Raw genomic sequence first — 3656 nt, 5'->3', positions numbered from 1 at the left:
GGCGCCGGCCCCGCCGATACCGCCGATCAGGCCGATATGGAGCGGCGCCGACACCCGCCCGGATCAGGCGATGCTGAGGCTCGCCGCGCTCTCCGGCAGTTCCTCGTCGAAGCAGCGCTGGTAGAACTCGGCCACGGTCTGGCGCTCGAGCTCGTCGCACTTGTTGAGGAAGGAGAGACGGAAGGCGTAGCCCACGTTGCGGAAGATCTCGGCGTTGGTCGCCCAGGCGATCACGGTCCGCGGCGACATCACGGTCGACAGCTCGCCGTTCATGAAGGCGCGGCGGGTGTAGTCGGCCCCGGGGACCATCTTGCGGGTGGGCTTGCGGCCCTTCTCGTTGTTGTAATGCGGCGCCTTGCTGAGCACGCTATTCACCTCGGCGTCGATGCTGAGATAGTTCAGTGTCGCCACCAGCGACCAGCGGTCCATCTGGCCCTGGTTGATCTGCTGGGTGCCGTGATAGAGGCCCGTCGTGTCGCCGAGGCCGACGGTGTTGGCGGTGGCGAAGATGCGGAAATACTTGTGCGGCGTCAGCACCTGGTTCTGGTCGAGCAGGGTGAGCTTGCCGTCGGTTTCCAGCACCCGCTGGATCACGAACATCACGTCGGCGCGCCCGGCGTCGTATTCGTCGAACACGATGGCGGTCGGGTTGCGCAGCGCCCAAGGCAGGATGCCTTCCTGGAACTGGGTGGTCTGCTTGCCGTCGACGAGCTTGATGGCGTCCTTGCCGATCAGGTCGATCCGGCTGATGTGGCTGTCGAGGTTGACGCGCACGCAGGGCCAGTTCAGGCGGGCGGCGACCTGTTCGATGTGGGTCGACTTGCCGGTGCCGTGGTAACCCTGGATCATCACGCGGCGGTTGTTGCGGAAGCCGGCGAGGATGGCGAGCGTGGTGTCAGGGTCGAACTTGTAGGTGCTGTCCACATCCGGAACACGGTCGGTGCGCTCGGGGAAACCATGCACCACCATGTCGGTGTCGATGCCGAACACCTCGCGGACCTCGATCTCTTCGGTCGGTTTCGCATTGATGTCGATATCGCTGCTCATGGCGTGCCCCTGATCGTCATTAATCTCTCGGCACCCGTGGTGCCTCATATCGCGGGGAAGGGCAAGAGCGGCACGTGGGTGCACTTGGCGTTTGCCCCGCCTGCGCTGCCGCGATAGGCTTCGGCAAGACCGACCCTGCTCAGGCGCCGTATCCAAGTGACCACCCCGCAAGCCGAGATCGAAGACCTGATCGCCCGCACCGCCATGGGCGACCGCGCGGCATTCCGGCTGCTCTATGACCGGACGGCGGCGAAACTCTTCGGCGTGTGCCTGCGTGTCTTGAACGACCGGGGCCTGGCAGAGGAGGCGCTTCAGGACGTCTACTGCAAGATCTGGGCGAGGGCCGGGCAGTATCGTGTCAACGGCTTCTCGCCGATGACCTGGCTGATCACGCTCGCGCGCAATGCCGCCATCGACCGCCGCCGTCGCCGCGACGCGGGCGCGCGGGCGCGCGTGGCCCCCATCGACGCCGCCGAGTTGGTGGCGGACCCGGCGCCGGGCCCGGCGCAGCAGGCCGAAAGCCGCTCCGAAGCGCAGGCGCTGATGTCCTGCATGTCCGAGCTGCCGCCAGAACGTGCCGAGATGGTCCGCCGCGCCTATCTCGAGGGCGCCACCTATGCCGAGCTTTCCGACGCCACCGGCGTCAAGCTCAACACCGTGAGAACCTGGCTGCGCCGCAGCCTGATGCAACTGAGGGAGTGCCTGAGCCGATGAGCGGGCCCGAGGACACCGATCTACCGGGCGGCTGGGAAGCCGCGGCGGCGGAGTACGTGCTCGGCCTGCTGCCCGAGGACGAGCTTCGCGCCTTCGAGGCACGGCTCTCGCAGGACCGCGACCTGCAGCAGGACGTGGAGGCGTGGAGCGAGTATTTCGCCGCGCTGACCGATCCGGTCGAGGCGGTGGCGCCGCCGCCGCAGCTGCTGCGCCGGATCGAGGACAGGCTCTTCGGCCGCAAGCGCCCGTCGGTCTGGCAGCAAATCCTGCCCTATCTGCTCGGCGCCGTGGCCGCCGCCGCCATCGCCTGGGCGGCGATGTTCTCGGGGTTGCTCGACTTCCGCAACGAGCCCGATCTCTGGGCCGACCTCGAGACCCCGTCGCGAGGGCTGGTGCTGCTGGCGCATTACGCGCCCGAGAGCCAGACCTTCATGATGCAGCGCGACGCCGGCGACTACCCGGCGGGACGCTCGCTCGAGATTTGGATGATCCCCGAGGAAGGCGACACGCCGATCTCGCTGGGTCTCGTGGCCGAGGACGGTCTGACCCAGATCCCGATGCCGCAGCAACTCGCCGAAGCGATGGACGGCGCGGCCATCGCGATCTCCGAGGAAGAGCCCGGCGGCTCGCCCACCGGTGTGGCGCAGGGCCCGATCCTGTCCATCGCCCAGATGGCGCCGCGCGACGAATAGCGCCTGCGAGGCGGGCGTTACTGCTCCTTATCGGTATTGCGTCATGCTCCCGGAGCCTTCCCTGCCGGATCCCCTCCCCATGCCCGCCCAAATGCTCGACGTCTTCGGCATGTCCTCGATCACGACCACGGCGACGGGCGGGTCGACAACAACGGCGGTTACACGTTCGTCCTCGGGTCCGACGCGGTCACCCTCCTGCCGGGCAGCACGTCATACGTGATTTTGGTGATCGATGACACCGACGGCTATTTCGACGACGATCAGGGCATGGCGCAGCGCCTCGACGGAGATCAGGTCCTGAGCGGGGCGATCTATGCAGGCGGCTCGGACATCGTGTGCGAGCAGTCCGACACGCTCCGGTCCCCCGGGGGGGGCGACAATGACACGCTGCAGTTCATATCGGTCGTTCGGCGGGCATGAAAAAGGGCGGGGCGCTGGGTGCGCCGCCGCCCGGAGATCTGGTGAGGAGCCCGCTCCGCCGGGGCGGAGCGGCTCTGGAGGCAACGGGACAGCAGCGCCGTCCCGAGGCCAAATCAGCGGCCGCGGATGCGCGGGTCGAGCGCGTCGCGCAGGCCGTCGCCGAGGTAGTTCACCCCGAGCACCGTCAGCGAGATGGCGATGCCCGGCAGCATGACGCGCTCGGGGAAGTCCTCCATCCGCGCCACGGCGTCGGCCAGCATCTTGCCCCAGGTCGGGAAGTCCGACGGGAAGCCGACGCCGAGGAAGGACAGCGCCGACTCGGTGATGATCGCGGTGGCAAGGCCCAGCGTCGCCGAGACCATGATCGGCGACAGCACGTTCGGCAGCAGGTGGCGCGTGATGATCTTGAACGGCTGAGTGCCGATGGAGCGGGCGGCGAGCACGAACTCGCGCTCCTTGATGGCGAGAACGTCGCCCCGCACGATCCGCGCCGTGGGCATCCACGAGGTGATGCCGACCACCGTTACGATCAGGATGAACATCCCGCCCTCGGGGCCGAAGTTGGCCCGCAGCGGCTGGCGGAACAGCGTCACCGCGACCAGCAGCAGCGGCAGGATCGGCAGCGACAGGAACAGGTCGGTCAGGCGCATGAGCGGGCCGTCGAGCTTCTTGAAGAAGCCCGAGATGACGCCGACTCCGGTGCCGATGACCAGCGACAGCACCATCGCCGCCCAGCCCACCGCCATCGAGGCGCGCCCGCCCGCGATCAGCTGCGCGAGATTG

The 3656-nt window shown here is 67.9% G+C and carries 5 protein-coding genes; 3 read left to right on the top strand and 2 right to left on the bottom strand.

What is annotated here, in order from left to right; translation table 11 throughout:
• Positions 1 to 63: 63 nt before the first annotated feature.
• On the bottom strand, positions 64 to 1047 hold the full coding sequence (locus HC022_RS21150; protein ID WP_167453736.1) for an AAA family ATPase: 984 nt from the start codon (positions 1045 to 1047) through the stop codon (positions 64 to 66).
• Positions 1048 to 1203: 156 nt separating this feature from the next.
• On the opposite strand from HC022_RS21150, the gene HC022_RS21145 reads away from it, so the two are divergent.
• The 3 genes from HC022_RS21145 (at position 1204) to HC022_RS21135 (ending at position 2873) form a co-directional block, all read left to right on the top strand.
• Positions 1204 to 1761, top strand: coding sequence for a sigma-70 family RNA polymerase sigma factor (locus tag HC022_RS21145; protein ID WP_008885381.1), 558 nt, complete (start codon positions 1204 to 1206; stop codon positions 1759 to 1761).
• Complete coding sequence (locus HC022_RS21140) at positions 1758 to 2453, top strand: anti-sigma factor (protein WP_008886042.1); 696 nt, start codon at positions 1758 to 1760, stop codon at positions 2451 to 2453. Before HC022_RS21145 ends, HC022_RS21140 begins: the two co-directional genes overlap by 4 nt.
• A gap of 225 nt (positions 2454 to 2678) precedes the next feature.
• Entirely contained in the window at positions 2679 to 2873 is a 195-nt protein-coding gene (locus HC022_RS21135; protein WP_167453735.1) for a hypothetical protein, read from the top strand.
• 113 nt (positions 2874 to 2986) lie between these two features.
• Here the strand turns inward: HC022_RS21135 and HC022_RS21130 are convergent.
• On the bottom strand, positions 2987 to 3656 hold a 670-nt coding region (locus tag HC022_RS21130), incomplete at its 5' end, for an ABC transporter permease (RefSeq protein WP_167453734.1).

It is taken from the genome of Salipiger sp. HF18, from assembly GCF_011806505.1.
Taxonomy (GTDB): domain Bacteria; phylum Pseudomonadota; class Alphaproteobacteria; order Rhodobacterales; family Rhodobacteraceae; genus Salipiger; species Salipiger thiooxidans.
Note: the sequence above shows the minus strand (reverse complement) of the source record. Positions and strands in the feature narration are given on the sequence as shown.